Raw genomic sequence first — 25,826 nt, 5'->3', positions numbered from 1 at the left:
CAAAGTGGGTGCCAGGGACGGAATGGATGCCCCAAAGAGTAGTAGCCTTGACCGCCCCCTAGGCCCCGAACTGCCGGTGCAGCAAGCGGAGCGTCTTGAGTTTCTTGCCCCCATCGTCGAAGATCGAGATCAAGTACAGCCCGTCGGGTAGACTCTCGATGTCGTAGCCATCGGTGCCCGCCTCACCCGTAAAGGAGCGGATCTGCCGCCCCAGGGTGTTGGTCACCTCGACGCGTCCGATGCGGACGCCGCGGGGCGACTCCACGAAGAATTTATCCACCGCCGGATTGGGGTAGAGCCGCACCGACGTGGGTGTGGGCCGCGATTCCGTAGCGGTGGGTGGCGCCGGCGGCGTAGCCGCCGCCTGCTGGGTGACCGTAGTCGTAATGGAAGCCGTACCCAGTACCGTACCCGGCAGGGTAAGATCCGTAAACCGCAACTCCGTAGTGCCCGAGCCGGTGACCCCGTCGGGGCGCATGATCACGTAGAAAGTGGCCGATTGGCCGGGGCCCAGGCTGATGTGGCGCCCGTTTTGCTGCTCGGTTTCGGTAAGGACGTAGGGTGCCGCCCGGCTTACGCGGTCGAGCGCCCGGTACGACCAGGCCCGGGGGCGCGGGCGGCTGACCGTTTCACGCATGAGTTGCAACGTGCGGCCGCTGTTGTTGGTGACCACCACGGAGGTGATGTCCTCAAAGTCTTCGTCGAGATTGTCCACCACGATCTGCTTGCTGACCTGCGCCGGCTCCACCCGCAACGCGCTCGCATACTGGGCCGTCAGTGGCCAGCAGGTGAGGAGGGTAAGCAGGAAAAAGATAAATTTCATTCCGGGCAGGGTGATCAATCTAGAAGTACGAACGGTGAAGGGCCGACAAGGTTAGGCGGAAAACAATATTAATGGGTACGAGGCCATTGGGGGGCGTGGGTTTGGAGTTTAACATTTAATTACTTGCCTACCTTTGCGCGCTATGAAAGTATCGCTCAACTGGCTCAAGGAATACCTCGACATTGACCTGCCCCCGGCACGTATTGCCGAGGTACTCACCGGCACCGGACTGGAGGTGGAGGGAATGGAAAAAGTCGAATCGGTCCCCGGTGGCCTGGAAGGCGTGGTAGTGGGCCGCGTACTCACCTGCGGCAAACACCCCGGTGCCGACCGCCTGTCGCTCACCAGCGTCGACGTAGGCCAAAACGAACCCGTCTCCATCGTTTGCGGTGCACCCAACGTCGCCGCCGACCAGCACGTGCTGGTGGCCACCGTAGGCACCACCCTGTACCCCACCGAAGGGGACCCCCTCACGATCAAGAAGGGAAAGATCCGCGGAGAGGTCAGCGAGGGCATGATCTGCGCCGAAGACGAGCTCGGGCTCGGCACCAGCCACGACGGCATCCTGGTGCTAGATCGCCCCTATGAACCCGGCACGCCGGCCGCGGAAGTATTCGAACTGGAGACGGACCACGTCTACGAGATCGGCCTCACGCCCAACCGCTCCGACGCTACCAACCACCTCGGCGTGGCCTTTGACCTGGCCGCCGCCCTGAGCGTAGAAGAAGGCCGCAAGGTGAAGGTGGACAAACCGGACGTTTCGGCCTTCACCGAGGGCCCGGCACCCGCGTTCACCGCCCGGGTAAAAGATCCCGCCCAGGCCCCCCGCTACGCCGGCCTCGTCATCGAGAACCTGAAAGTGGAACCCAGTCCCGACTGGCTGCGCGCGCGCCTCAACGCCGTCGGTGTACGCCCCATCAACAACGTGGTGGACGTGACGAACTACGTACTGCACGAACTGGGGCAGCCCCTGCACGCCTTCGACCTGGACAAGGTGAGCGGCGAAAGCATCGTGGTACAAAATCTGCCGGAAGGCACCGTCTTCCAGTCGCTGGACGAAACGGACCGGAAGCTGTCCGACGACGACCTCATGATCTGCGACGCGGACGGGCGGCCCCTCTGCATTGCCGGTGTGTTCGGCGGGGCGGGCAGCGGCGTGAGCGATTCGACCACGCGCATCTTCCTGGAGTCCGCCCACTTCGAGCCCGGCACTACCCGCCGGAGCAGCATGCGCCACAACCTGCGGACCGACGCCGCCCGCATCTTCGAGAAGGGCAGCGACCCCAACGTGGTGGTCTACGCCCTCAAGCGCGCCGCCCTGCTGCTGGAATCCCTGGCCGGCGGGCGGGTAGCCGGACGCCTGCTCGACCTGTACCCGGCACCCATCGAGCCGCGGCGCGTCAGCGTACGCTACCGCCGCATCAACGAACTCATTGGGGTAGACCTGGGGGAATCGACCATCCGGAACATCCTGGGCAGCATGGATATGGAGATCGTAGCCGACGACGCCGAGCAATTTACCGTAGCCGTGCCGACCAACAAATTTGACGTGACCCGCGAAGTCGACGTCATCGAGGAAATCCTCCGCGTGTACGGCTTCAACAAAATCCCGGAGCCGGCCACCATCACCACCGCGATGGTAGTGGCCCCGCGGCCCGACCCGAACGCCCTGCGCGAGCTCATCGGCGACCTGCTGGCCGCCAACGGCTACCTCGAGATGATGGCCCTGAGCCTGGCCGAGAGCCGCCACTACGGTGAGCGTGAGGACCTCGTGCGCATCAACAACACCAGCAACGTCCACCTCGACGTCATGCGCCCCGACCTGCTCTTCGGCGCGCTGGAGGCCGTGCGCCACAATCATAACTTCAGTCAGCGCGACCTGCGCCTCTTCGAATTCGGGCGCAGCTACCGGTTGGAAGACGGCGACTACCGGGAAACCAATCACCTGACCCTTACCCTGACCGGGCGGCGGCAGCCCGAGTCGTGGCACGATACCGAAGACGCCCGCGCGGGGTTCTACACCCTGAAGGCGGCCGTGCACCTCGTCCTGCAGCGCCTGGGTATCGACAATTACCGCACGGACGACGCTCCGGAAAGCGGCTACGGCTACGGACTGCGTTACCACAAGGGCCCTCTCGTGCTGGTCGACTTTGGCGCGGTCGCGGGTGCCCGGCTTGAACAGGCCGCCGTGAAGGCGCCGGTATTCTTCGCCGACTTTCACTGGGACAACCTGCTGCGCGTACTGCCCCGCAAGCCGCAGCCGGTGACCACGCCGGGCAAATATCCCACCGTACGGCGCGACCTCGCGCTGGTCGTGGACCGCGAGGTGAGCTACGCCGACATCGACCGTCTGGCGCGCAAGGCCGGCAAGAAACTCATCACCGATACCAATCTGTTCGACGTGTACCGCAACGAGCAGCAGGTGGGGGCGGGCAAGAAGAGTTACGCCGTAAGCTTCCTGCTGGAAAGCGACGCACGAACGCTCACGGACAAGGAAGTCGAAAAAGTGATGCGCAGCGTGGAAGGTGTACTGGCCAAGCAACTGGGTGCGGAGGTTCGCCGTTAATTCATAACTTTACCCCGGAACACAAGCGGAAGGAGACCGGGCGTTCCCACCCGTCCGGCGGTCTGCCGGCAGTGGTGCAACCGAGGTCCTTCAACTACCTATCCACCACACGATTATGAAACCGGCAACCCAACTTGACGGCCTTGAAATAAAACTCCGGCAACTCGCCGCCAAAATGGAGCGCCAACGGGTGCAACACGAGGCGACGCAGGCCGAAAATGAAAACCTGAAACGGGAACTCGACCGCCAGCTCGGCGTCGTGAACTCACTGAAGGATAAGCTAGCGCAGACCCAGCAGCCCATTGCTGCCGGGAAGGCACCAGCCGAAAACAACGACGAACAACGCGAGGCCATACAGTTTTGCCTCCGCGAGATCGACCGTTGCCTCGACTGGCTTCACCGTAACTAAGTCATGGCAGATACCGCCCAGGATAATAAACCGATTAGCGTGGTCATCGCGGGCCGCCCCTATCCCATTCGCGTCGCCGACGACGAGGAAGAAGGATTGCGCGCGCTCGTCAAAGAGATCAACGATCGATTCAACGACTTCCAGATCAAGTACCGCGACCGGGACAAGCAGGATTGTCTGGTCATGACCTTGCTGACCTACGCCAGTGAGCTGCGCAGTGCCCGCGACCAAGCCGACAACGGCAGCGACGCGGAGCTGAGCAACCGCCTGGCGAAGCTGAATGACTTAGTTGAGGGGATGCTCTAGTGAGTTTCACCTTTACAACTTTACTTGACAATGGAAATCATCATCGGGCTCGTTATCGGGCTCCTCGTAGGCGTAGCGATCGCCTACTTCATCTTTGGCGGTAAGGCCAAGGAACAGGATAAGGCGCATCAGCTGGAAGCCGAGAAGCTCCTCGCCGATGCCAAACTGAAGGCCGAAAAGATCCAGGCCGACGCCGAACTGAAGGCCGAAAAGACCTTCGCCGAATACCGCGACAAACAGGAAGCCTTCAAAAAGCAGAAGATTGCGGAAAGCCGGGAAAAATTTGCCCGCTACAAGGAAGAATTCAAGCAGGAAAAGGCCGAGGAGCTCATCGAACTCCGCGAAAAGCGCGAAGCCCTCAAGGAAGAGCAGGCCGCCATGCGTGAGGAACGCGCCGGCTTCAAATCCGAACTCGACGAGGTACTCAAGGCCAAGGAAGGCCTGAAGAAACGCGAAGAAGAGATCGAAGCGCGCAAGCAGGAACTCGACCAGGAAATCGAACGCACCCGCGAAAAGCAGGAAGAACTGGAGTCGCAGCACGAACGCTTCTCCGCCGAACTGGAACGCATCGCCGGACTGAGCCAGGCCGAAGCCAAGCAGCGGCTACTGGAAGACGTACGCGCCAAATCGGAGAACGACGCCCTGAGCCTGCGCCGCGAACTGCTCGCCGAAGCCAAGGAAGACGCCGCCAAGGACGCCCGAAAGGTGGTGATCAACACCATCCAGCGCATGTGCGCCGAGATGACGATCGAGAATACCGTTTCGGTATTCAGTCTCGACAACGACAGCGTGAAGGGACAAATCATCGGCCGCGAAGGCCGCAATATCCGCGCCATCGAAGCGGCCACCGGCGCCGAACTGGTCGTCGACGATACGCCGGAGACCATCGTCATCAGCAGTTTCGACCCCATCCGGCGGGAGGTGGCGCGGCTCTCGTTGAAGCGACTCGTCAGCGACGGTCGCATCCACCCCGCCCGCATTGAGGAAGTGGTCAACAAGACCCGCAAAGAGCTCGACCAGGGCATCAAGGAGATCGGCCAGAAAACGGTAATCGAACTCGACATCCACGGCCTGCCGGCCGAACTGATCCGGATGGTGGGCCGCATGCGGTACCGCAGCAGCTACGGACAGAACCTGCTCAAGCACAGTGTCGAAACCGCTCACCTCTGCGCCGTAATGGCCGCCGAAATGGGCCTCAACAAGAAACAGGTCAAACTCGCCAAGCGGGCCGGCCTGCTCCACGACATCGGCAAGGTCGCCGACGAGGACAGCGAACTCAGCCACGCCCTTTACGGCATGCAGATGGCCGAAAAGCTCAACGAGAACCCCATCGTGGTCAACGCCATCGGTGCCCACCACGACGAGATCGAGATGAACAACATCATCTCCCCCATCGTACAGGCCTGCGACGCGATCAGCGGCGCCCGGCCGGGTGCCCGCCGCGAGATCCTGGAAGGTTATATCAACCGGATCAAGGAACTGGAAGACATCGCCAAGAAGAACGAGGGCGTGAACTCCGCCTTCGCCATGCAGGCCGGCCGCGAACTGCGCGTCATGGTTGAAGCCGACAAGGTGAGCGACCAGCACGCGGACGAACTGAGCTTCAAGATCAGCCAGGAGATCCAGGAAACGATGCAGTACCCCGGTCAGATCAAAGTAATGGTCATCCGGGAAACCCGCTCGGTGGCCTACGCACGGTAAACCTCATCAGCCAGTGGGTAATTGCAAAGCGGCCCCGCTCCCGGAAGGGAGCGGGGCCGCTGTTCTTTAGCGAACCATGACGCGGCCGCTGAAGGCGCGGGCCCCGTCGGGTACGAAGAGGGTATAGAGGCCGGGGGGCAGGTTATCGACCGCAACGCGCGCCTGCCCGAACTGTCCGCTGATGTTCTGCCGTCGTACCTCGCGCCCGTCAGCTCCGTAGAGGATGGCAACCGTAGGGCTCAGTACTTCCTCCAGCGACAGTACTACTACATCAGTGGCTGGGTTGGGGTAGATACCGAGGCGGCCAGCGACGATCTCCGGTACAGCGGTGCTCAGGTCGAACCGCAGGGGCCAGCCTAGGTCGAAAAGGATGCCCAGGGTAACCGGGCCGGGGTCGTGTACGGCTTCCCCCGCCGCCAGTGAGGGCGTCATCAGGGCGTTGGGCCGCCCGGCGCGGTAGACGGTCTCGTCGAGGTGGCTCACGCTGCTGCCGACGTCGAAGGTTTCCGGCGCGAAGAGGGGCACCAGCTTCCCGTTATTTTTGGCTACCGCGCTGTCGCCGACGAAATCGAGCCGTTCGATCACGGCGGCAAGGAGTTCCGGTGAGGGACTGGGGAACTGGGTTGCGTCCACCAGGGAACGGCCCGGGGGCGTTTCCAGGAAGAGGTCGTAAATGATGAAGCGGTTGTTGAAGCCGATGCTCACACTGGTATCGCTGGTGCTGTCGATGCTGCTCAGAAAGCCCAGTCCGTGGCCGAGTTCGTGCAGGAAGACGGTCGACAGGTCGATGCGGTTGCGAGGTACGCGGCCGTCGGTGCTGAAGTTCCAGTTGGCGGTGCTGTTGACCACCACGTTGATGTCGGGCTCGTTGGTTTCGTTCAGGTCTTCACCCACGATTGCTTCCGCCAAGGCCACGGGGTACCATACGTCGGGGTCCACCGCGCCTTCGAACGACCGGTAAATGGTGCTCGGGCCGGCACTGGCCAGCAGGCGGTCATCCTTCTCGTCGCGCCAGTCGACCTCTACCCGGATGGGCACGTCCGACTGCAGGTAGCTGCCCCAGATGTCGGCGGCGAACTGCATGCTGCGGCGGGCCGCTTCCGGCACGCTGTCGGTAAAGACCAGGTTGAAGGTAGTCGTGATCTCGGCGGTGCCGTCGAGAAGTTCCGCGCGCGGGGGCTGAAAAGCACCAAAGGCGGTGTCGCGGGTGAAGCAGGTGATGATGTGTCCGGAGCTGTCAATGGCATCCTGGGCGCGCAGCGTTGAGCAAATTAATAAGAGCAGTAAGGCGTAGCGCATCGGTGTAAGTTTGCAGTAGCCGGCAAGTCAGGGGGATTAGACAAACCCCGGCTCCACCGGAAACTATTGAAATATTTTCAGGGTGGCGGTGTAATCCAGGGAATCGGCCTTGGCGTGCTCGATGGCGCGGGTAGCGGTAGCCTCTGCCTTTTCCTGCTGGCCGGTCTTGTAGTACAGCCAGGCCAGGGTATCCAGGTTCGGGTAGTACGCCCTCAGGGCTACGGATTTTTCCGCCCATTCGATCGCCCGGGCCAATTGCTCGGGATCGTCACTCTGCTCAAAGAAAGTCCAGGCGAGGCCGTTAAGTTCGGTGTAATCCTCGCTCGGATAGCTGGAATAGTGCTTCATGGCAAGTGGCAGATACTTGTCCATATTTCCCTCCCGCTCGTAGTAGATCAATTCGTAACCCGACAGCAACTGATCGGAGAGCTGGCCGGCGTTTTCGGCGTAGAAGGAAGCAATTTCTGCGGGGGGTACGAGGCTCCGCTTGCGGTTCTGGCGGTGGTAGGCATTGACGATGGCCCGCTGCACGGTCTGCACCACGGAACCTTTGCCCAGCGCCGTTTCAACGAGGTTGGCGTTCTCGATCAAGTAGTTCATGCGCTTCTCACCGAGTTGGCCGGGACTGGTGAGGAGCAGGCGGAGGTTGGCCGGCTTCGACCAATCGTCTTGCGTGGCCAGATAGTCACCCACCAGTCGGTCGGCCTTCGCTTCCTCGTTGCTGGCGGCCAGGGCCTGGGCGTAGGTGCCGATGAAGGCCGGGTCGCGCTCGCCCGTCCGGTACCGGTGCTCGAGCGCGCCGAGGCTGATGTCGGATACGGCCACGTCGGCCAGCTCGAGGAGGGCGGGCACGGGGATATAGCCTAGGCCCTTGTGGACGAGCTCTCCCTCACCGTTGACGAACAGGTAGGTAGGGTAGGCTACCACGGCATACCGCTGGGCCAGCCCGATTCCTTCGCCCGCTTCCATATTGAACTTGGCGTTGATGAAGCGTTCGTTGTACACCTCCCCCACGCGCGGATCGGGAAACACCTTGGCGGTCATCATCTTGCAGGGGCCGCACCAGGTGGTGTAGGCATCGATGAAGATGAGCTTGTCCTCCGCCCGGGCCTGGGCCAGCAGTTCCTCAAAGGGCTTTTCGACGAAGACGATACCTTCCCCTTCCTGGGCGGAGAGGGTAAGCGAGAGGAAAGTGAGGAGGATCAGGTACTTCATGAACGGGGCCAGCCAAGTTGGCGGAGTTTGGATGAATCGATGCGTTTGCCGTCGGCCCCGCCGGGTAGGAAGGGCTTGGGCGTTTGTCCGGCGGCGCTATACAAATTACCGTAAAATTCCCTTTTCGGGGGGTGGTCCGCGCCGCAGACGTTGAAGGTTCCGGTTGACCCGGTTTCGAGTATAAAACGCACGGCACCCACGGCCTGGTGCTGCGGCAGCATATTCACCGGTGCATCACCCTGCGGTATGGCTTCCCGCTTGCTAAAAAAGTTGACGGGATCGCGTCCCGGACCATACAAACCCCCGAGCCGAAGTACGGTCAGGGTAGGGCAGTGCTCGGTCAGCCAGCCTTCGGCCGCCACCACGGCACGGCCCGAATGGGTATCGGGTGCTACGGGAGTATCCTCGGTCACCCGGCCGGTTGCAGAACCGCCGTAGACGCCGGTGCTGCTCGTATAGATTACGTGGAGGTCGCGGTGGAGAAAATCGTGCAGGGGTTCCAGCGCCGCCAGGTACTGTTCCGTAGTCCTCTCCTGGTGGGCCCGCCCGCCCGGGGGCAGGGTAATGATGAGCGCGCGGGCACCGGCGAGAAAGGCCTGCAGGGGGGCGGCGAGCTCAGGCAGATCGAGCAGGTAGGGCTCGGCACCGGCTTCCTGGACCGCCCGTCGGCCGGCTTCCCGCCGGTAACTGGCCCTTACGGGATAATCGTTAGATAAATCCCGCGCGAGAGCAAGTCCAAGCCACCCCGCACCGAGCAGGGCTACCGGAGCGCGCGACACGGGAGCGGATTCAGGAGTAGGCATACCGCCAAAGGTAAAGCGGCTGACATTGGGGAAATATGTGTAATCAAATTGATTATTTTAGGGCCGTAAATGGTATTATCTAATCTTTTTGCTTGCTAAAAGCGTTGAAATGTCGTATTTTTGTGGTGCCTGCAACGGTAAAGAGATGGCCCGGTATGCACCGGTAACGGGCGCGCGGGCCCCGGGTTAACATGTTTTGAGTGAGTATTTACGGAAGGAGGGCGAATGAAGTCCTCCTTTCCATTTTTTGCAACCTGTTTCGGGAGTCCTGGTGTTTTCACCGGGACTCTGTTTTTTGCGCGTTCGCGGGTGCCCGGGCCGGTGGACCTTACGTATCATTGCGGCATGGCTGATACTCCCTACGAACGGTTCCGGAATTTGACGGGGAGCCCCCATTTCTTGACGGTAGCCAAGCCGGAACGGGTACGGGAGTACCTCGCCGAGTTGGATTTCCTCATTCCGGGCGAGGAAGTACTGCAGGTAGCCCCGGCCGGCGAGGGCAATATGAACGTGACCTTGCGGGTCATCTCCAACCGCCGGCAATTTATCGTCAAGCAGAGCCGTCCGTGGGTCGCCAAGTTCCCCAACATCGAGGCACCCCTGTCGCGCATTCTGGTAGAGCGCCACTTCCACCAGGCGGTGGCCGGTGACCATTTCCTGCTGGGACGCATGCCGGAGATCCTGCGGGCGGATGCGCGCAACTTCGTGCTGATCCTGGAGGATCTCGGCCTGGTGCCCGATATGTCGTCGATCTACCAGGCGGGCGAAGACATCTCCCGCACCCAACTCGCCACCCTGCTCCACTTCGCCAGTCGGCTGCACCACCTGAAGGTTCAGGAATTCGCCGACAACCGCGACCTTAAATTGCTCAACCACCGGCACATCTTCGACCTTCCCTTTCGGGCCGACAACGGTTTTCCCCTTGATGCGATCTATCCGGGACTCGCCGCCGTTGCCCTGCCCTTCCAGCACGACGAACGGCTGCGGGAGGTCGCGCGGGAACTGGGGGAGCTGTACCTCACCAAAGGGACGGTCCTCATCCACGGTGACTACTACCCCGGCAGTTTTCTGACCACCGAAAAGCGGGTCTTCGTCATCGATGCGGAATTCGCCCACCTCGGGCGCCCGGAATTCGATATCGGGGTGCTGATGGCCCACCTGCTCATGAGCCGGGCCGCCGAAAAGCGGATCCTGCAGATCGATACCGACTACGCGAAGCCCCCGGGTTTTGACGTGGCGCTGGCCCGGCGATTCTGCTACGTGGAGATCATCCGGCGCATCATCGGGATCGCGCAATTACCCATTTCGCTGAGCCTCGACGAGCGCAAACAGCTGCTCGAACGCTCGCGGGCGGGTTTGCTGTAGGTCAACCGGCCTCACTGTCAGTTCGTTAGTATGATCCGGTGACAGAATGTCGCTTCGAGCCCTTTGGCGCGGATTATGCGCGCGCAGGCTGGAGGGTTGCGGTATCTTTGCTCCCCGGGTCCCGGCCCGGCACCCGCGGCCCCGCCCCATCCCATTTAGAAAAGAAAGCTTACTATGTTTAAGGCCCTAAAAAAATTGTTCGGTTCCAAGCAGGACCGCGACGTGGCTGCCTACCAGCCCGTAGTCGACGAAATCAACGAAGTATACAAGGGCCTGGCCACACTGTCGAACGACGAGCTCCGCCAACGTACCGACACCTTCCGCGAACGCATCCGGGAGTACCTTTCGGGCATCGATGAGGAAATCAAGAATTTGCGCGCGGAAGCGGAGGCCGAAGAGGACTTTCACCGCAAGGACGAGATATACAAGGAAGTGGACCGCCTCGGGGAGCAACGCGATGAGGAACTAGAGGTAGTGCTGAAAGAACTGCTGCCGGAGGCCTTCGCCACCGTGAAGGAAGCCGCCCGCCGGTTCTCGGAGGGGCCTCTGACGATGACGGCCACCGACGCCGACCGCGAGCTGGCAGCCACCAAGGATTACGTGTCGATCGACGAGAACGGAAAAGCTACTTTCCAGAACAAATGGATGGCCGCCGGCGGCGAGATCGAGTGGAATATGGTCCACTACGACGTGCAGCTGATCGGTGGACAGGTGCTCCACGACGGCAAGATCGCGGAGATGCAGACCGGTGAGGGTAAGACCCTGGTCGCCACCCTGCCGGCCTACCTGAACGGCCTCAGCGGCCGCGGCGTCCACGTCGTGACCGTCAACAACTACCTGGCCCAGCGGGACGCCGAGTGGATCGGCCCGGTGATGCAGTTCCTCAAGCTCAGCATCGACTGTATTGACCTCTACCGCCCCCACAGCCCGCAACGCGTGAAGGCCTACGCCGCCGACATCACCTACGGCACCAACAACGAATTCGGCTTCGACTACCTGCGCGACAATATGGTGCGGGCCACGGCCGACAAGGTGCAGCGCAAGCACCACTTTGCCATGATTGACGAGGTGGACTCGGTGCTCATCGACGATGCCCGTACGCCGCTGATCATCTCCGGCCCGGTCACGACGAACGCCGACGACCAGGACTACCTGGAACTGAAGCCCGCCATCGAGCGGTTGATCGACCAGCAACAGAAGACAGCCCACAAGTTCCTGACCGAGGCCAAGCGCCTCTTCAAGGAGGGCTACCACGGTCCCGAGGAAGGGGAGGCCGGCCTGGCCCTCTTCCGCGCGTACCGCGCCTACCCGAAGAGCCGTCCACTCATCAAGTTCCTCTCCACGGAAGGGGCCCGCGTCCTGCTGCAAAAAACGGAAAACACCTACATGGCGGAGAACAACAAGCGGATGCCGGAGGTAGACGCCGAGCTGTACTTCACCATCGACGAGAAGAACCGGCAGGTAGACCTGACCGACAAGGGAACCGAGTTCCTCAGCAAGTACAACGAAGACCCCAACTTCTTCATCCTCAACGACCTGGCCACCAGTATGGCCGAGGTCGACAACCGCAAGGACCTCAACAAGGAGGAGAAGGCCCTGGCCAAGAACAAGCTGGCGCAGGACTTCGGCGTGAAATCCAACCGCCTCCACGCGATCTCCCAGCTCCTGAAGGCCTACGCCCTCTTCGAGCGCGACAGCGAATACGTGGTCATGGACGGGCAGGTAAAGATCGTGGACGAACAGACCGGCCGTATGATGGAGGGGCGCCGCTACTCCGATGGCCTCCACCAGGCCCTGGAAGCCAAGGAAAACGTGCAGGTAGGGGAGCTTACCCAAACCTACGCCACCGTGACGCTGCAGAACTACTTCCGCATGTACCACAAGCTCTCGGGCATGACGGGTACGGCCGAAACCGAAGCCGGCGAATTCTGGGAAATCTACAAACTGGACGTGGTGGTCATCCCCACTAACCGCCCCATCCAGCGCGACGACCGCAACGACCTCATCTACAAGACCGACCGCGAAAAATTCAACGCCGTGATCGACGACATCGTCGCACTCAGCAACGCCGGCCGGCCCGTGCTGGTGGGTACCACCGCGGTAGACGTCAGCGAGAAGCTCAGCCGAATGCTCAAGCTGCGCGGCATCGACCACAACGTTCTGAACGCCAAGCAGCACCAGCGCGAGGCCGACATTGTGGCGGAAGCCGGTCGACCCGGAAAGGTGACCATCGCCACCAACATGGCCGGTCGGGGTACCGACATCAAGATCAACCAGCAGGTAAAGGACGCGGGCGGACTGGCCATCGTCGGCACCGAGCGACACGACAGCCGGCGGGTGGACCGCCAGCTCCGCGGTCGTGCCGGTCGCCAGGGCGACCCCGGGTCGAGCCAGTTCTACATCAGCCTGGAAGACAAGCTCATGCGCTACTTCCAAAGCGAACGGATCGCCAAATGGATGGACCGCGCCGGCCACAAGGAAGGCGACGTGATCCAGGCCGGTATCGTCACCAAATCCATCGAGAACGCTCAGAAGAAAGTCGAGGAGAACAACTTCGGCATCCGCAAGCGCCTGCTGGAGTACGACGACGTGATGAACATCCAGCGCGAAGCCATCTACCGCAAGCGCGACAACGCCCTGAGCGGTCAGCGCCTGAGCCTGGACCTTAACAATTCTTTCGAGGGACTGATCGACGACATCGTTTACGCCCACAAGCAGAATGGCAGCTACGAAACCTTCCGCCTGGCCACCCAGCGCCTGCTGGGCTTTGAGCCGGAGGTACAGGCGGCCGACTTCAACAAGCGGAACGCCAACGACCTGGCCGATGGACTGCTGCGGGAATTCCGCGCCTTCTACGAACGGAAGATGCACACGCTCATCGACCGCGTCATGCCCCACATCCGCAAGGTGAACGAAGAGCAGCCCGGGCGCTACCGCCGGATCATCATTCCGTTTACCGACGGCAGCACCCACCCCCTGCAGATCACGGCCGACATCGAGCGCGCCCTGGAAACCAACGGCAAGAGCATCAAGTCGGACATCGAAAAGGCCGTCACCCTGGCCATCATCGACGACAACTGGAAGGAGCACTTGCGCTCCATGGACGAACTCAAGACCTCCACCAATATGGCCTCCTTCGAGCAGAAGGATCCGCTGGTGGTGTACAAGATGGAGTCCTACAACCTCTTCGAGGAGCTCATCAGCCGCATCAACGAGAAGACGACCAGCTACCTGGCCAAGGGCGACCTGGTCATTGCCCAGCCCACCGACATCCAGGAGGCGCGCGCCCCCCGGCGGGTAGTGGCACCACCCACGCAGGTCAACCGCAGCAGTGAGCCGGAGCCCGCGGCCGCCGCCGCCCGACAGGCCGCCGAGGCCGCCAGCCAGCCGGAAAAGGTGGAAACCTTCCAGCGGGACTCGGCGAAGATCGGCCGCAACGACCCTTGCCCCTGCGGCAGCGGCAAGAAGTTCAAGCACTGCCATGGCCGGTAATCGTCGTATATTCACCCCCCGGCTTCGACAGGCCCCCTAACACCAGACCCCCCACGGCTTGAACAAGATTATTGAACATACCTTCCTGAGTCCGCAGGCTACCGCCAACGACATTAAGCGGCTCTGCGGGGAAGCAATAACCCATGGGTTCCGCGCGGTTTGCATCCCGCCTTACTTCGTTTCCCGCGCCCGGACGGAGCTCAACGAATCGGGCGTCCGGATTGCTACGGTCATTGGTTTTCCCTACGGGTACTCCGAAACGCCGATCAAGGTGGCCGAGGCCCGCCGGTCGATCGAGGAAGGCGCCGACGAACTTGACATTGTGATCAACGTGGCGGCCGTCAAGTCGGGCGACTGGAACTACATCAAGACGGAAATCGAACAGATGGCCACTACCGTGCGGTTAAAGGGGAAGGTCTGCAAACTCATCCTGGAGATGGGCGTGCTGACCGAGCAGGAAGCCGGCCGGCTGGTCGAAATCTGCAACGCGGTGCGGCCCGATTACGTCAAGACCTGCTCCGGCGTACAGGGCGGCGTCACCGTCGAACAGGTTCGCTTCCTGCGTGCTAACTTACATCCGGAGATCAAGATAAAGGCCAGCGGCGGCATCCGCACCCAGGCCGAAGCCCAAGCCCTGGTCGCGGCCGGGGCCGACCGGCTCGGCACTTCCTCCGGCCTCGCCATCATCGAATAAGTACTACCCGTCATGCGCATCCTCTTCAGTCTGCTCGTTCTGTTGACCACGGTTCCGGTATCGGCCCAGCGGATGCTGGCCGTCACGCCCGACCCCGACGTCAACCGCGTCCTCGACCTCTTCGCCCGCGTGAGCGAACGGGAGGATAAGATCGACGGCTGGCGCGTGCAGCTGCTGGCCACCACCGACCGGCAGCAACTCGAGAAAACTGAGCGGGAGTTCAAGGCGAACTACCCGAGCATTATCATCGATTGGGTACACAACAAACCCTATTACAAACTCCGCGCCGGTGCCTTCTTCACCCGGCAGGAAGCGGAGCGGCTCCGGCAACGGCTCAGTACCGAATACGAAGGCGTCTACCTGGTAAAGGCGGAAGTGGAAGAGCGAGAGCTGCTCGAGATGTACTAAACTACCATGGCCAGAATTTCCCTTAAGCGGGCGCGTACGGATGTGACCACCATCATCCTGTACATCTTTCTGGTATTTACCGGACTGCTGATGGTCAATTCGGTCGGGGCACCCCCGGAAGGCTACAGCCCCGGTCTGCTCGACCGGCTCTCCACCCCGGTTGGCAAGCAATTTATCTGGGTCATCATATCGGCCGGCGCGTGGATCGTCACCAACTACCTCATCGACCGCAAGGTGTGGGTAGTGGGGGCCTATCCCATCTACGCCTTTACGGTATTGCTGCTGGTCCTGGTGCTGGTGGCCGGCAAGGAGATCAACGGGGCCCGGTCCTGGTTCAGCGTGGCGGGCCTCACCTTTCAGCCCAGTGAACTGGCGAAGTTCGGCACCTGCTTGGCTATGGCCGCGTTCATGAGCCAGTACAGCGGCAAGATGAACAGTTTTCGCGCCATCGTTTACGCTACGCTGATCTGGCTTATCCCGGCGGTGATCATTCTCGGGCAACCCGATATGGGCTCCACCCTGGTATTTACCGGTTTCCTGCTGGTCATGTACCGTGAGGGCCTCAACCCCCTGATCTTCGTGCTTGGCGGCTTCACGGCTCTTATGGTGGTCCTGGGCATCATCTTTTCCCTGGAGGGGCTGCTGGTTACCCTGTTGTCGCTTTGTCTGGCGCTTTTTGCCTTCTCGCTCCCGCGTCGCGGCATCCTTTGGGGGTGCGGGGCGCTTACCGCGGGTGCAGGGGCTTTCTGGGCGATGCCGGCCGGGTATGGCTGGCCCGCGATCGGCCTGCTGGCTGCACTACTGCTCGGCGCCAGTATCTACCATCTCCTGCAACGCAACGCCCGGTTGGTGGGCGTCAGCCTGCTATTCCTGCTTTGGGGGCTGGCCCTTACTACTGCCAGCAATTACGCTTATACCAATCAGTTACTACCCTCCCACCAGCACGAAAGGGTCATGGTGTGGCTCCACCCCGAGGACGCCGACCCCCGCGGGGCCTACTACAACCTGCTGCAGTCCAAACTCGCCATCGCGGCGGGCGGGGTTACCGGCCGGGGCCTGCAACAGGGTACGATGACGCGATTCGACTACGTGCCCGAGCAGCAGACCGACTTTATCTTCTCCGCCGTAGGGGAGGAGCAGGGGTTCATCGGGGCGGGTACCCTCATCATTCTGTTTTTCGTGCTGTTGTGGCGCATCACCGTGCTCGCCGAACGGCAGCGACGTACGTTCGCCCGGGCCTACGCTTACGGCGTTGCGGGCATCCTGCTGGTCCACTTCCTGGTCAATATCGGTATGACGATGGGTTTGATCCCGGTCATCGGTATCCCGCTGCCCTTCATCTCCAAGGGGGGATCTTCGCTGCTGTCCTTTACCATGATGCTGGCCGTACTGCTCAAGCTCGACAAGCACCGCGGTGAGGTATAGGCAAAAAAAATCCCCCGCAGGCCAAAGCCTGCGGAGGATCCAATGGTAGTTAGAACACTAAAAGTTGCAGCGGTAACCACCCGTTAGCTGGTTAACGCTGAAGAAGTTGCGGGTGGAGAAATCCACGAATACGCGGCCGTTGCCTACGGGCAGGTAGGTACCTACTAAAAGGTTTATGGCCGGCCGGAAGTTCAGCTGGTCGCTGTTCTCGCTGTCCTTGATCTGCAGGGCACCGATGCCGATGCCGGCGTAAGGAATGAGTCCAGTCGATTCCGACCGCTCGGAAATGATCGGGTAGACCAGGTTACCGAAGATACCGAAAGTGGTGGGACTTCCGATGCCAAAATAGGCTTCTGGCATGAATTCCGCCCGTTGATCGGGGCCCAGCTTGTAGTGCCACCGCAGGCCGAGGCCCAGTCCGGTAGCGTCGCCGAAGTTGAAGCCGGCGGTACCCGACATGCCGGTGTACGTGAAGTTCGAGAAGAACCCTTCCGCGTTATCGTCGGCCAGGTAGACGCCGCCGGTATTGACGGTGATGTCCTCCAGTCCTACCGTGCCTGGGCGGGTGACCACGTTACCCAGGGAGTCCTGGTAAGTAACGGATTCCTCGCGGGCGTCGCGGCGGGCATCCCGGCGTTCGGCCCGGAGGCGATCCCGCTCGAGGTCGATGCGTTCCTGGGCGCTGCGTTGCTCCTGTTGCAGACGGGCGTTTTCGCGGTTGGCGCGATCGAGGTCACGCTGCAGTTCCCGGATTTCGCTCATCATCTCGCTCTGGTAGTCGGTCAGGTCGCGGATCATCTCCTGGCGGTATTCGTCGTCGTCGCGGTTGTCGCGCACGTTCTCAATGCGGTCCATCAGGCGCCGTTCGAGTTCATCGATGCGTTCCTGGGCGCTGAGGTCGCTGTCCGGGATCGCGTTGCGGTTCTCCTCGATCTGGCGTTCCAGGTTATTGATGCGTTCCTGTACGGCAGCGTCGCCGGTGGTGGCACCGGTGGCGCGGCGGGTGGAATCTAGGGCCTGCTCCAGCATGCGGATGCGGGCTTCGGGGGTCATTTCCCGGCGGACATTGTTGCCGTCGCGGACTTCCTCAAAGCGGCGCTCGATGATCTCTACGCGCTCTGCGTTGCTCGGGCTGCCGGAACGGAAGCGGGCGTCACCCTGATTGATGCGATCTTCCAGGCGTTCGATGCGACGGTTGATCTCAGCGATTTGCTCACTGCGCAGGTCGGTCGAGCCGGTAGCGGCGGAGGCGTTGCGCTGGCTGATAGCGTCGATCAGGCGATCGATTTGCTGCGAGCGCAGGACGATCACGCTTTCATCGGGGTTGGTGGTGGTGGCCCGGGGCATTTCCGTGCGGGGAGCTACCATTTGGGGTTCCCGACCCAGGGCGGCGTCGATTTCGGCGCGTTCCAGTTGGCGGCGCTCATAGGCGAGCTGGTCGTCGCGCAGGGATAGTTGGTTCTGACGGTCCTGTACCTCATCGACGATGGCGCGGGCTTCGGCCTGCTCTTCCTTGATGATGGCGGCGGTTTCCACGTCGCCGGCGTTGAGTGCGTCGATCAGTTCCTGGTCGAGGCGGGCGATGGTATCCTGGTACCGGCTGCGCAGCGCTTCGAGCTCGAGTTGATTTTCGAGGCGGATACTGTCGGCCCGGCGGTTGAACTCCTGCTGTTGGTTAGCGAGGCGTTCTTCCAGGGTGGACTGCCGTACGACGTCGGGGTTATCGCGGTTGTTGCCGCCCAGGGTGAAGCCGAGGCCGGCCGTGTACATGGTGCTGGTAGTCAGCTGCTCGGTGCTGTTCAGGTCTTCCAGGTCGGCTCCGCTGGTGAGCAGGGCCCGCACGCCGCCGTTCAGGCGTACGCGTTCTCCGAATTTCAGGTAGATACCACCACCGCCGGAGGCGAAGCCCTGGCTGGAGGCGAACATCTCACCGGCCTCGATATTGTCGTTGTAACCCTCCGAGAGGTCGATGTAACCACCGCCCACGCTCAGGTAAGGGACGATGCCCGAGGATGCCTGGCTGAGGTTAAAGCGGAAGTCAGCTCCATAGAGCGTGATGTCGTCGAAATCGAAGTTGATCTTCTCCTCCGTCATGCCGCGGTAGTAAAAGCCGCGCAGGCTGATGAGGGGGCCGAAGCTGAAACCGGCCGTTCCACCGGCGAAGTAGGCGTCGCGGTAGGGCAGTTCACTGTCCCAGTCCACCCGGGCGAAGCCAAGTTCAATGGGGACCGAAAGGCCGGAGATGCCACCCTGGAAGTTTTCCAGGTATTTCTGGTCGATCTCGCTGAGTTGACCGGGTCGGCGGCCACCGAGGTAGAATTGCAGGTTGGCGGCTACGCTGTAGGTGCCAACCTGATTCGCGCTGAAGTTGTCGAGGTCGAGGTTATTGGCCTGCCGTTCGACTTCATCGAAGAGGTTGCGTACGGCGTTGCCGGAGTAGGCGATGTATTTGCCTTCCACGCCGAAGGTGTAGCGGTCCGCGGCGCTGAGCGTCAGGCCGAATCCCGCGGTTCCGAAGATGTTCTCGGCCCGCTCAAGTCCTTCCCGCTGGGTATCCTGGATACCGCCGCCGAGGAGGAGATAGGGGAGCAGGGTGCCCCGGCCTACGTTAAGTTTCAGCTCCGCGCCGTAACGCCGGAGGTCGACGCCCTGATTGGCGAAGGTGGAGTCGATATCGAGGTTAAGACCGGCGAAATTGGTTTGCTGGTCGATAGTCTGCAGATAGGTGGCTCTCAGTTCCACGTATTCGCCGAAACCGAATCCGAAACGACCCCCAAACATGAAGGCGTCTTCCAAGCCGGATTCACTGCCGAACCAGTTATAACTGGCCGACGGGGCAATGGTGTAGCTCACCCCCCTGACCTGACCCCGGGCAATCGCCGCTGAGAGTAACAATAAAGTAAGGAGTAGATAATTACGCATATAGTTTTAATTTTAGGCGTTGAGTATGCTATTTGATGTTAAATCAGGGGTGTGTTGTTCGTTAATCCGCCCCGTCTGCGGGCGGAAACCCTGATAAATGCTAGGATTTGACATTGAGGGGAAATTCTCCCCCGCCGCCCCGCAACAAGTGTCGTCCCGCCGTCCAAACGTGTAGACGCAACAACCCGCCCGTTGTCACATTTCGGTGCAACCCTTTCGTTCCCGCCTCGTCTCTGGAGTATAAATGCCTATCCACCGTGGGAGCTCACCCAACCCTTTTAACCATGCCGACCGCCGCCGAATACCGCGATACCCACCGCGAGATCGTCCTCGGATGTCAGCGTAAGGACCGCAACGCCCAAAGGCAGCTGTACGGCCACTACGCCAAGCCGATGTACAACCTCTGCCTGAGAATGCTCAAGCACAGCCACGACGCGGAGGACGTCCTGCAGGTGGCCTTCGTCACCATCTTCGCCCGTATCCACACCTTCAACTTCGAGGCGTCGATCAGTGCGTGGATAAAGCGGGTGGTCGTAAACCGATGCATCGACCACCTGAAGAAACGCCGCCTGTTGACCATCGACCTCGATCCCAGCCGCCACGAGGCGGCCGCGGGTGTGGAGGAGCCCGGATACGCGGAAGCCGAAGACGGCTACACGGTCGAACGGATAAAGGAGGCGATGCTGAAGCTCAGCGAAGGCTACCGGGTGGTGCTTACGCTGTACCTCTTCGAGGGCTACGACCACGAGGAGATCGCCCAGATCCTGGACATCAGTCCCGGCACCTCAAAATCACAGTACAGCCGGGCGCGCAAGCGCCTGGCGCAGTTGCTAACCGAAAATACCGTATCATGAACCACGACCAGCTCCAGCAATTCATCCGCGACCACCGCGATGAGTTCGACGGTGAGACGCCGCCGGCCGGCCTGTGGGATCGGATCCACGCCGCGCTGTCCGACGACGGGCGGGAAGGACAGGACCCCCTGTCCGAGTTCATCGTAAAGAACCGCGATGCCTTCGATAACGCCACCCCGCCCCCACGGATCGAACGGCAACTCTTTGCACCCGCGCCGGCCGCCCGCAAACCCCTGCGCTCTCGCCGGTTCCTGAACTACGTGATGGCCGTAGCGGCTACCCTGCTCCTGTTGATGGTGGCCTACACCGTCGGCACCCGCGCCGGTTTCCGTGCCGGACAGGAGCAACAGGTGGCCGAGCAACTGGAGGCCATGAATCCGGAACTGGCCGAAGCCGAGCGCTTCTACCGCCAGCGGATCGCCAGCGAGTTTACCAAGGTGAGCCAACTCAACGACGACCCTCAACTGCGGCGCGACCTCGAGCAGATCGACGAGGCCACCGAGGAACTCCGCCTGGAATTACTGCGCGTGCCCATTTCCCAGCGCCACGTACTGGTCAACCAACTGATCGCCACCTACCGCACCAAACTCGATATTCTACTGCGCATACAGCAGCATTTTCCCAACCCCAATGCCCCCGTGACGCCCGCGTCCGATCCAAATATTCCTTCCCATGAAAGTTAAACTTACCCTTTTGCTGGCCCTTTTCGTGCTGGCGCTACCCGCTTTCGCCCTCTCCAGGCCGGGTACCGTCTTCGAGAAGAAGCTGTCGGAAACCTTCCCGATCCGCAACGACGGGCAGGTGCGCCTCGACAACCGCTACGGCGAGATCAAGGTCGTCACCTGGAGCCAGCCCCGCGTCCAGATCGACGTCCTGATCCGTGTGGAAGCCAGAGACAAGGACGAGTTTCAGGACGTGCTCAAACGCATTGACGTATCCCTGAGCGGCGGCAACAACCTCGTATCGGCTGTCACGACGATTAATTCCAGCCGGAGCAGCGGCAGCTGGTGGAGCTTACTGACCAACAGCGGCAGTTCCAACGACTTCAAGATTTTCTATACCGTCAATATGCCCCCTTCCGTCGGCCTGGAGGTAGACGCGCGCTACTGCGATGTCGAACTGCCCAACCTAACCGGCACCACCAACCTGGACGTCGGCTACGGCGACCTGGTCGCCGGCCGGCTGAGCGGACAGGGTCTGGTAGACGTAAGCTACGGTTCGGCCCGCATCGAGCGGCTCGGCGCCAACAGTACGGTGAAGTTGCGCTACAGCGAGGGCACCATCCGCAACGCCGGCGACCTGCGCTACGACGGCCGCTACAGCGAGGCCCGTTTCGGCACCGTGGGCGTCCTGCGCCTGGACGTAGGCTACGATGAGATCGAGGTCGAATCGGCGGAATCGGTCTACCTGAACGGCAATTACAATGAACTCTCCGTCGGGCAGGCCCGGGCCATTTACCTCAACGGGAACTATACCGATTACAACCTCGGCACCGTCACCGGCATCCTGGAACTCGAAGGCAACTACGGTGACCTGAAGGTAGAGCGGCTCGCCGCGGGGTTCGAGCGGGTGGATATTCGCGTCAACTACTCCGACGTCCAGATCAACGTCGACGACTCCGCCGGATATACCCTCGACCTGAGTGCACGCTACGGCGATATTGACGTCCCGACGGATGCACTGAGTCCGCGCGACGTGCGCAGCGAAGGGAGCAGTAAGTCCGTAAAGGGCAAGAAGAGCGGTACCGGCAGCGGTCTGATCAAGATCGCTACCACCTACGGCGATATCGAGATCTATTGAGGAAGGGGCCGGCGACTGCGATGACCTGACCGGCACTGGCCAGGGGGGGGCGTCGGATGCCCCTTGATATACGCAATAAGGAGGTCCAATTTTGGACCTACAATCCCATCAGGAGCAGGGTAGGATCCTCGAGCAGTTCCTTGACCTTGACGAGGAAGGTGACCGAGGAACTGCCGTCGATAACGCGGTGGTCGTAGCTCAGGGCGATGTACATCATCGGGCGGATGACCACCTGACCGTTGACGGCCACGGGTCGCTCGATGATGTTGTGCATGCCGAGGATGGCCGACTGCGGCTTGTTGATGATGGGGGTGCTCATCATGCTGCCGAAAACGCCGCCGTTGGTGATGGTAAAGGTGCCGCCGGTCATTTCCTCGATGCTCAGCTTGTTGTCGCGGGCCTTGGCGGCCAGGTCCTTGAGCTTCTTCTCGATGTCGGCGAAGTGCAGCGACTCGATGTTGTGGATGGGTGGCACCACCAGTCCGGTGGGGGTGGAGACGGCGAAGCTGATGTCGACGAAGTCGTGGTAGGTCAGTTCCTTCTCGTCTTCGCTGATGTGGGCGTTGACGTCGGGCATTTCCATCAGTACCTGGGCGCAGGCCTTGGCGAAGAGGGACATGAAGCCCAGTTTCACGCCGTGCTTGGCGACGAACTTGTCCTGTACGTTCTTGCGCAGTTCCATTACCGTGCTCAGGTCCACCTCATTGAAGGTGGTGAGCATGGCCGTTTCGTTCTTGGCGCTGACCAGCCGGGAGGCAATCGTGCGGCGCATGCGGCTCATCTTCTCGGTGCGGGTCTCGCGGGAGAAGGAGGCCTGCGCGGCGGAGGGGGCGGCCGTTTTCGCGCTGGTGTCCTTCACCTTGGCGGCGGCCGGCGGCGGCGCGGCCGCGGCGGGCTTGGCGGCCGACTCGGCGTCTTCCTTGGTGATGCGGCCGTCGCGCCCGCTGCCGTTGACGCCACTGGGGTCGATGTCCTTTTCCCGGAGGATCTTGGCGGCCGCCGGACTGGGGGTGCCGGTGGCGTAGGTCGCCTGCTCGGATGCGGGGGCCTTTGCGGCGGGGGCTTGAGCGGCGGGTGCCGGTTGCTCGGTGGCGGCGGGGCTGCCTCCTCCGGTGCTGCCCGAGTCGTCGGATTCTTCGCTGACGCTGGTGTCGATCTTGGCCACCAGGGCGCCGATCTTGAGGTCGTCGCCTTCGGTGGCCACGTAGATCAGCTTGCCGGAGGCTTCGGCGGGAAATTCCAGGGTGGCCTTGTCGGACTCAAATTCGCAGATCGGCTCGTCGAGCTCCACGTAGTCGCCGTCTCCCTTTAACCACTCGGAGAGGGTGACTTCGGTGACCGATTCCCCGATGACGGGAACTTTCATTTCGACGATACTCATAGGTGGGCGGGCTTTCGTGGGTTAACGCGGGAAGGGACTTGCGGTTGAGGGGGTAAAGGTACATCTTCTCGCTTGAGTTCATTCGTGTGTGCACTTCCTCCCCGCCAGCAAAATTTCGGGCGGTGGCCGACCCATCTGATCCGGGGTGGTACATTTACCGAGACAACGTTTTCCACAACTCGTCCGACGCTCAGTGGTCGGACGACTTACCGGTCGGACCACTAAGCCGTCGGACCGCTCCACCTCCGCCATGGCCCGCCCCCGACCCTTTTCCCGCTTCCGTTACTGGCTGAGCTACCTGTGGGAGCAGTCGCTGGAGGTCACTTCCTCCGATTACAATGCCTACCTGGAGGTATGCCTGGTACACGGTCGCCTGCAGCTCGTGGCCGAGGACGCCATCTACAGTTTCGGCGACTACTACCTTAATTTCCGCAAGATCTTCGAGGTGTTCGACTTCGACCGGCTGCCGGAGCGGGCCTCGGTGCTGGTACTCGGCCTGGGCCTGGGTAGCATTCCGGAGCTGCTGGAGCGCCATCTCGGGTTGTCGTACACTTACGTGGCCGTCGAGATCGACCCGGTGATCATCGAATTGGCGAGCGAGTACAGCCTGCCGGAGCTGGAGTCGCCGCTGGAGGTCGTCGAGGCCGACGCCCTGGCCTTTTTGCAGGCTGACCACCGGCGCTACGACCTTATCTGCGTGGACGTATTCCAGGACGCCACGGTACCCGGCCACCTCGACGGGGCGGGCTTCGTCGGGCTGTTGCAGGAATCCTTGCGGCCCGGCGGCGCCCTGATCTACAATCGGCTGGCGTCGAGCATTCCGGACCGAACCGCGGCGCGCAGCTATTACGAGGAGATCTTTGCACCCGCGTTCAGCGCCCCTTACCTGTACGATACGGGGGGCAACTACCTGCTGGTGAACGATCGGCAATTTCTTACTTTGCCGGCATGAAGCGAATCTGTCCAGAGTGCGGGGAAGAGTACACGGGGCGTTCCGACAAGAAATTCTGCTCCGCCGCCTGCCGGGCCGGGCACCACAACCGGGCGCGGGCCGAAGAACTCGTGTTCCAGCGCACGATCAACAACATCCTGCGCCACAACCGCAACGTACTGGCCGAACTGAACCCCGAGGGGAAGACCAACGTGCGCCGCGACCGGCTAGTCGACCGCGGCTTCAAGTTCCGCTACTTCACCAATGAGTACGTGACGCGCAACGGTACACTTTACCACTTCTGCTACGACTACGGCTACCGCGTGGAGGAGGGCGAGTGGGTGCTCGTAATCAAGCGGCAGGAATACGTGGAATAGACCGACGCCTCAGGGAAACAGACGCCGGATGGCGGCCTCCCGGGCCGTAAAGATGCCTTCCACCTGCTTGCGTACGAAGAGCCGGTTAGCCAGGGACCCCAATGGCCCCAGTGGTGCCTGGTAGTGGAGGATGTCGTGCATCTCCGTGGTCTGGGCGTCCAGGGCGCGAAAGTGGTGCTGGTGGTGCCAGAGGGCGAAGGGGCCCACGCGCTGGTCGTCGATAAAGTGCCGGTGGTGCTCGATGTGCGTGATCTCCGTTACCCAGTCGGAAGTGAACCCCGGAAAAGGCGTCACCCGGTACTGAATGATCATCCCCTCGTACATCTCCACGCCGGCTACCGGTGAGCGGATCTCGAAGTGGACGTCGGGCGGGGTGAGCTTCTCCAGGTTCTCCGGGCGGCTGAAGAAATCCCAGGTTTCGGCGAGCGGTCGGGAAATGGTGGTGGTGAAGGAAAGGCGACGTGGGGTCACGAGCGGGAAGTTGACAAAGTGAAGCCGCGGAGTGCCGGCGAAAGGAAAAGATCGCCAGGGCCGTATTGTTCCGTATTTTGTTTGTTAACTATAATTTATCAACAAAGAATGATGAGGTCCTGCGTAAGGGCAGTATATTTGTGCGCGCATTGCGAATATTTTTGACTCACGCACACACACATCACCTACTTAAAGGACGAGATCATGCAAGCACAATCACAAACCCGGTACAGCGATGAAGAGCTGGCCGAATTCAAGGCCATCATCGATGCCAAGTTGGCGGAGGCCCGCAAGCAACTCCAGTTCTATCTGGATCAGCTTTCCGAGCAGACCAACAGCGAGGACGGCAAGCTGCGCGGCCTCGACGACGGCACCGGCACCATGGCCAACGAGGAACTGCACCGCCTGGCCAGCCGGCAGCAGCAGCTCATCCAGCACCTGGAAAACGCCCTGCTGCGCATCCAGAACAAGGTCTACGGCATCTGCCGCGTGACCGGTGAGCTCATCAGCGCCGAACGGCTCCGCATCGTGCCCCACACCACCCTGAGCATCCACGCCAAGCAAAACCGTTAGGCGCGGCAGAG

At 61.4% G+C, this 25,826-nt stretch carries 22 protein-coding genes; 15 read left to right on the top strand and 7 right to left on the bottom strand.

Annotated features, from left to right (window positions below):
* Positions 1-58 precede the first annotated feature (58 nt).
* On the bottom strand, positions 59-823 hold the full coding sequence (locus E4021_RS14730) for a T9SS type A sorting domain-containing protein (RefSeq protein WP_136460139.1): 765 nt from the start codon (positions 821-823) through the stop codon (positions 59-61).
* A 142-nt stretch (positions 824-965) separates the two neighbouring features.
* Between E4021_RS14730 and pheT the strand changes: the two genes are divergently transcribed.
* The 4 genes from pheT to rny all read left to right on the top strand — a co-directional run bounded on the left by pheT (position 966) and on the right by rny (position 5,805).
* The gene (gene pheT / locus E4021_RS14725; protein ID WP_136460138.1) at positions 966-3,389 is read left to right on the top strand and encodes a phenylalanine--tRNA ligase subunit beta; all 2,424 of its coding nucleotides are present in this window, start codon (positions 966-968) and stop codon (positions 3,387-3,389) included.
* 115 nt (positions 3,390-3,504) lie between these two features.
* Complete coding sequence (locus tag E4021_RS14720; RefSeq protein ID WP_136460137.1) at positions 3,505-3,798, top strand: hypothetical protein; 294 nt, start codon at positions 3,505-3,507, stop codon at positions 3,796-3,798.
* A gap of 3 nt (positions 3,799-3,801) precedes the next feature.
* Entirely contained in the window at positions 3,802-4,104 is a 303-nt protein-coding gene (locus E4021_RS14715) for a cell division protein ZapA (protein ID WP_136460136.1), read from the top strand.
* A gap of 30 nt (positions 4,105-4,134) precedes the next feature.
* Complete coding sequence (rny, locus tag E4021_RS14710; RefSeq protein WP_136460135.1) at positions 4,135-5,805, top strand: ribonuclease Y; 1,671 nt, start codon at positions 4,135-4,137, stop codon at positions 5,803-5,805.
* Positions 5,806-5,871: 66 nt separating this feature from the next.
* On the opposite strand, the gene E4021_RS14705 is transcribed toward rny, so the two are convergent.
* From E4021_RS14705 to E4021_RS14695, 3 genes are all read right to left on the bottom strand, one after another.
* A complete protein-coding gene (locus E4021_RS14705) occupies positions 5,872-7,104 on the bottom strand; it encodes a T9SS type A sorting domain-containing protein (RefSeq protein WP_136460134.1) in 1,233 nt (410 codons plus the stop codon).
* A 63-nt stretch (positions 7,105-7,167) separates the two neighbouring features.
* Positions 7,168-8,319 (bottom strand): thioredoxin family protein, encoded by a 1,152-nt coding sequence (locus tag E4021_RS14700; protein WP_136460133.1) that lies wholly within the window; start codon positions 8,317-8,319, stop codon positions 7,168-7,170.
* Positions 8,316-9,122, bottom strand: coding sequence for an NAD-dependent epimerase/dehydratase family protein (locus tag E4021_RS14695; RefSeq protein ID WP_136460132.1), 807 nt, complete (start codon positions 9,120-9,122; stop codon positions 8,316-8,318). The genes E4021_RS14700 and E4021_RS14695 overlap by 4 nt, the downstream gene beginning before the upstream one ends.
* A 345-nt stretch (positions 9,123-9,467) precedes the next feature.
* Here E4021_RS14695 and E4021_RS14690 point away from each other — a divergent pair, with 345 nt between their 5' ends.
* From E4021_RS14690 to rodA, 5 genes are all read left to right on the top strand, one after another.
* Positions 9,468-10,487 carry a phosphotransferase gene (locus E4021_RS14690; RefSeq protein ID WP_168797623.1) on the top strand — a complete coding sequence of 340 codons (1,020 nt, stop codon included), beginning with the start codon at positions 9,468-9,470 and terminating at the stop codon, positions 10,485-10,487.
* Between the two features lie 174 nt (positions 10,488-10,661).
* Complete coding sequence (secA, locus tag E4021_RS14685; protein WP_136460130.1) at positions 10,662-13,979, top strand: preprotein translocase subunit SecA; 3,318 nt, start codon at positions 10,662-10,664, stop codon at positions 13,977-13,979.
* A 58-nt stretch (positions 13,980-14,037) separates the two neighbouring features.
* On the top strand, positions 14,038-14,673 hold the full coding sequence (gene deoC, locus E4021_RS14680) for a deoxyribose-phosphate aldolase (RefSeq protein ID WP_136460129.1): 636 nt from the start codon (positions 14,038-14,040) through the stop codon (positions 14,671-14,673).
* Between the two features lie 12 nt (positions 14,674-14,685).
* A complete protein-coding gene (locus tag E4021_RS14675) occupies positions 14,686-15,081 on the top strand; it encodes an SPOR domain-containing protein (RefSeq protein ID WP_136460128.1) in 396 nt (131 codons plus the stop codon).
* 6 nt (positions 15,082-15,087) lie between these two features.
* Positions 15,088-16,506, top strand: coding sequence for a rod shape-determining protein RodA (gene rodA, locus E4021_RS14670; RefSeq protein WP_136460127.1), 1,419 nt, complete (start codon positions 15,088-15,090; stop codon positions 16,504-16,506).
* A gap of 57 nt (positions 16,507-16,563) precedes the next feature.
* On the opposite strand, the gene E4021_RS14665 is transcribed toward rodA, so the two are convergent.
* Entirely contained in the window at positions 16,564-19,428 is a 2,865-nt protein-coding gene (locus E4021_RS14665) for a hypothetical protein (protein ID WP_136460126.1), read from the bottom strand.
* Positions 19,429-19,712: 284 nt separating this feature from the next.
* Here E4021_RS14665 and E4021_RS14660 point away from each other — a divergent pair, with 284 nt between their 5' ends.
* Genes E4021_RS14660 through E4021_RS14650 form a run of 3 tightly spaced genes read left to right on the top strand, consistent with a single transcriptional unit; the run spans position 19,713 to position 22,082 of the window.
* Positions 19,713-20,282: an RNA polymerase sigma factor gene (locus tag E4021_RS14660; RefSeq protein WP_136460125.1), complete on the top strand. Its 570-nt coding sequence runs from the start codon at positions 19,713-19,715 to the stop codon at positions 20,280-20,282.
* Positions 20,279-20,965: an anti-sigma factor gene (locus E4021_RS14655; RefSeq protein ID WP_136460124.1), complete on the top strand. Its 687-nt coding sequence runs from the start codon at positions 20,279-20,281 to the stop codon at positions 20,963-20,965. The genes E4021_RS14660 and E4021_RS14655 overlap by 4 nt, the downstream gene beginning before the upstream one ends.
* The gene (locus E4021_RS14650; protein WP_136460123.1) at positions 20,955-22,082 is read left to right on the top strand and encodes a DUF4097 family beta strand repeat-containing protein; all 1,128 of its coding nucleotides are present in this window, start codon (positions 20,955-20,957) and stop codon (positions 22,080-22,082) included. The genes E4021_RS14655 and E4021_RS14650 overlap by 11 nt, the downstream gene beginning before the upstream one ends.
* A gap of 97 nt (positions 22,083-22,179) precedes the next feature.
* Here E4021_RS14650 and odhB read toward each other — a convergent pair whose 3' ends face one another.
* Positions 22,180-23,463, bottom strand: coding sequence for a 2-oxoglutarate dehydrogenase complex dihydrolipoyllysine-residue succinyltransferase (gene odhB, locus E4021_RS14645; protein ID WP_136460122.1), 1,284 nt, complete (start codon positions 23,461-23,463; stop codon positions 22,180-22,182).
* 250 nt (positions 23,464-23,713) lie between these two features.
* On the opposite strand from odhB, the gene E4021_RS14640 reads away from it, so the two are divergent.
* Together E4021_RS14640 and E4021_RS14635 are read left to right on the top strand one after the other, a co-directional pair.
* Positions 23,714-24,415, top strand: coding sequence for a spermidine synthase (locus E4021_RS14640; RefSeq protein WP_136460121.1), 702 nt, complete (start codon positions 23,714-23,716; stop codon positions 24,413-24,415).
* The gene (locus E4021_RS14635; protein ID WP_136460120.1) at positions 24,412-24,771 is read left to right on the top strand and encodes a hypothetical protein; all 360 of its coding nucleotides are present in this window, start codon (positions 24,412-24,414) and stop codon (positions 24,769-24,771) included. Before E4021_RS14640 ends, E4021_RS14635 begins: the two co-directional genes overlap by 4 nt.
* A 9-nt stretch (positions 24,772-24,780) precedes the next feature.
* Here E4021_RS14635 and E4021_RS14630 read toward each other — a convergent pair whose 3' ends face one another.
* On the bottom strand, positions 24,781-25,242 hold the full coding sequence (locus tag E4021_RS14630) for an SRPBCC family protein (RefSeq protein WP_136460119.1): 462 nt from the start codon (positions 25,240-25,242) through the stop codon (positions 24,781-24,783).
* A gap of 204 nt (positions 25,243-25,446) precedes the next feature.
* Between E4021_RS14630 and E4021_RS14625 the strand changes: the two genes are divergently transcribed.
* Positions 25,447-25,815 (top strand): TraR/DksA family transcriptional regulator, encoded by a 369-nt coding sequence (locus E4021_RS14625; protein ID WP_136460118.1) that lies wholly within the window; start codon positions 25,447-25,449, stop codon positions 25,813-25,815.
* The last annotated feature ends 11 nt before the right edge of the window (positions 25,816-25,826 follow it).

The organism is Neolewinella litorea (assembly GCF_004803465.1).
Taxonomy (GTDB): Bacteria; Bacteroidota; Bacteroidia; order Chitinophagales; family Saprospiraceae; genus Neolewinella; species Neolewinella litorea.
Note: the sequence above shows the minus strand (reverse complement) of the source record. Positions and strands in the feature narration are given on the sequence as shown.

Bases quoted from the DNA above. Each gene is read 5' to 3' on its own strand.
- E4021_RS14730 (WP_136460139.1), bottom strand. From the start codon at position 823: ATGAAATTTATCTTTTTCCTGCTTACCCTCCTCACCTGCTGGCCACTG.
- pheT (WP_136460138.1), top strand. From the start codon at position 966: ATGAAAGTATCGCTCAACTGGCTCAAGGAATACCTCGACATTGACCTG.
- E4021_RS14720 (WP_136460137.1), top strand. From the start codon at position 3,505: ATGAAACCGGCAACCCAACTTGACGGCCTTGAAATAAAACTCCGGCAA.
- E4021_RS14715 (WP_136460136.1), top strand. From the start codon at position 3,802: ATGGCAGATACCGCCCAGGATAATAAACCGATTAGCGTGGTCATCGCG.
- rny (WP_136460135.1), top strand. From the start codon at position 4,135: ATGGAAATCATCATCGGGCTCGTTATCGGGCTCCTCGTAGGCGTAGCG.
- E4021_RS14705 (WP_136460134.1), bottom strand. From the start codon at position 7,104: ATGCGCTACGCCTTACTGCTCTTATTAATTTGCTCAACGCTGCGCGCC.
- E4021_RS14700 (WP_136460133.1), bottom strand. From the start codon at position 8,319: ATGAAGTACCTGATCCTCCTCACTTTCCTCTCGCTTACCCTCTCCGCC.
- E4021_RS14695 (WP_136460132.1), bottom strand. From the start codon at position 9,122: ATGCCTACTCCTGAATCCGCTCCCGTGTCGCGCGCTCCGGTAGCCCTG.
- E4021_RS14690 (WP_168797623.1), top strand. From the start codon at position 9,468: ATGGCTGATACTCCCTACGAACGGTTCCGGAATTTGACGGGGAGCCCC.
- secA (WP_136460130.1), top strand. From the start codon at position 10,662: ATGTTTAAGGCCCTAAAAAAATTGTTCGGTTCCAAGCAGGACCGCGAC.
- E4021_RS14675 (WP_136460128.1), top strand. From the start codon at position 14,686: ATGCGCATCCTCTTCAGTCTGCTCGTTCTGTTGACCACGGTTCCGGTA.
- rodA (WP_136460127.1), top strand. From the start codon at position 15,088: ATGGCCAGAATTTCCCTTAAGCGGGCGCGTACGGATGTGACCACCATC.
- E4021_RS14665 (WP_136460126.1), bottom strand. From the start codon at position 19,428: ATGCGTAATTATCTACTCCTTACTTTATTGTTACTCTCAGCGGCGATT.
- E4021_RS14660 (WP_136460125.1), top strand. From the start codon at position 19,713: ATGCCGACCGCCGCCGAATACCGCGATACCCACCGCGAGATCGTCCTC.
- E4021_RS14655 (WP_136460124.1), top strand. From the start codon at position 20,279: ATGAACCACGACCAGCTCCAGCAATTCATCCGCGACCACCGCGATGAG.
- E4021_RS14650 (WP_136460123.1), top strand. From the start codon at position 20,955: ATGAAAGTTAAACTTACCCTTTTGCTGGCCCTTTTCGTGCTGGCGCTA.
- odhB (WP_136460122.1), bottom strand. From the start codon at position 23,463: ATGAGTATCGTCGAAATGAAAGTTCCCGTCATCGGGGAATCGGTCACC.
- E4021_RS14640 (WP_136460121.1), top strand. From the start codon at position 23,714: ATGGCCCGCCCCCGACCCTTTTCCCGCTTCCGTTACTGGCTGAGCTAC.
- E4021_RS14635 (WP_136460120.1), top strand. From the start codon at position 24,412: ATGAAGCGAATCTGTCCAGAGTGCGGGGAAGAGTACACGGGGCGTTCC.
- E4021_RS14625 (WP_136460118.1), top strand. From the start codon at position 25,447: ATGCAAGCACAATCACAAACCCGGTACAGCGATGAAGAGCTGGCCGAA.